The organism is Actinosynnema sp. (assembly GCF_052038725.1).
On sequence record NZ_JBQGCX010001186.1, the window covers coordinates 1 to 1,621 of the forward strand.

At 73.7% G+C, this 1,621-nt stretch carries 1 protein-coding gene and 2 pseudogenes; all 3 read left to right on the forward strand.

Translation table 11 applies throughout. The annotated features are described in order from the left end of the window. A pseudogene (locus ACTUAL_RS24870) lies at positions 1-258 on the forward strand (ABC transporter permease); the annotation flags it as partial. After that, positions 248-1,237: an ABC transporter permease gene (locus ACTUAL_RS24875; protein ID WP_440901948.1), complete on the forward strand. Its 990-nt coding sequence runs from the start codon at positions 248-250 to the stop codon at positions 1,235-1,237. The pseudogene ACTUAL_RS24870 and the gene ACTUAL_RS24875, both read left to right, overlap by 11 nt. 40 nt (positions 1,238-1,277) lie before the next feature. Then, positions 1,278-1,621, forward strand: a pseudogene (locus tag ACTUAL_RS24880) (rhamnose ABC transporter substrate-binding protein); the annotation flags it as partial.

Below are 1,621 nucleotides of genomic sequence, written 5' to 3' on the forward strand. Positions count from 1 at the left end.
GGGTTCGAGCTGACCGTGGTCGCGGCGGCCGTCGTCGGCGGCGTCGCGGTCTTCGGCGGCAGCGGCGCCGCGTGGGGCGCGGCGCTGGGCGCGCTGCTGCTCACCACGATCGGCAGCGCCCTGCCGGTGCTGGAGATCGACCAGTTCTGGCAGCAGACCATCGTCGGCGCGCTGATCCTCGTGGCGATCGGCCTCGACCGCCTGGTGGCGCTGCGCGCGGCCAGGGCGCTGCGGAGGGGAGGTTCCCGTGCCCGCTAGGCGACTGCTCGGCTGGGACGCGGCGATCATCGTGGTGGCGCTGCTGGCCGTGGCGCTGTCCTCGGCGCTGGTCGACGGCTTCGGCACCACCCGCAACGCGGGCTACCTGGTGCTGGACCTGCTGCCGATCGCGCTGCTGGCGCTGCCGATGACGTTCGTCGTGATCACCGGCGAGATCGACCTGTCGGTGGCCAGCACGCTCGGCCTGACCTCGGCGGTGCTGGGCGCGCTGTGGGACGCGGGCCTGCCCATCGAGACGATCATGCCGCTGTGCGTGCTGCTCGGCGCGCTGCTGGGCGCGGTGAACGGGCTGTTCGTGACGGTGTTCAAGCTGCCCTCGCTCGCGGTCACCATCGGCACCATGGCCCTGTTCCGGGGCCTGGCGTTCGTGGTGCTGGGCGACTCGGCGGTCGCCGACTACCCGGCCTCGTTCACCGGCTGGGTCACCGGGAGCTCCGGGGGCGTGCCGAACGTGCTGCTCCCGCTGGTGCTGCTGGCGGTCGCGTTCACCGTCGTGCTGCACGCCACCCCGGTCGGGCGCGCGGTGCACGCGGCGGGCGCGGGCCAGGAGGCGGCCCGGTTCTCCGGCATTCGGGTGGACCGGCTCAAGTTCTGGCTCTACGTCACCTCCGGCGCGGTCGCCGGGCTCGCCGGGGTGCTGTGGACGCTGCGCTACTCCAGCGCCCGCGCCGACAACGGGGCCGGGCTGGAGCTGGCCGTGGTCGCCGCCGTGCTGCTGGGCGGGGTGTCCATCTTCGGCGGCAGGGGCGCGATGCCCGGCGTGCTGGCCGGGGTGCTGCTGCTGGGCACGCTGCAGAGCGCGCTGCGCCTGTCGGACGTGACCAACGAGGCGCTGAACATCGTGACCGGCGCGCTCCTGGTGGTCTCGGTGCTGCTGCCCAACCTGCTGCGCGCCGCCACCCGCCGACGGGCAGGCCCCACCACCGGAAGACCGAGCGCGCCGGCGACGACCCCGTGACGACCCCGTGACGACCCGACGGCGAGAGAAGGCGACACCGATGTCCCCAACCCCCACCGCCCGCGTCCGCACCGCCGCCCTGGTGGCCGCGCTGCTGGTCGGGCTCACCGCCTGCGGCGGCACCACCAAGGGCGACAACGACTCCGGGACGGCGGACGGCGGGCCGACCGCCAGCGCGAACCCGGACGCGCCGCTGCGCGAGGGCGTGCGGATGGCGTTCCTGCCCAAGCAGCTCAACAACCCGTACAGCGACATCGAGGGCGAGGGCGGCAAGGAGGGCGTCGAGGAGCTCAAGGGCGAGTTCAAGCTCGTCGGCCCCAACGACGCCAGCGCCTCCTCCCAGGTCAGCTACATCAACACGCTGATCCAGCAGCAGCAGGACGT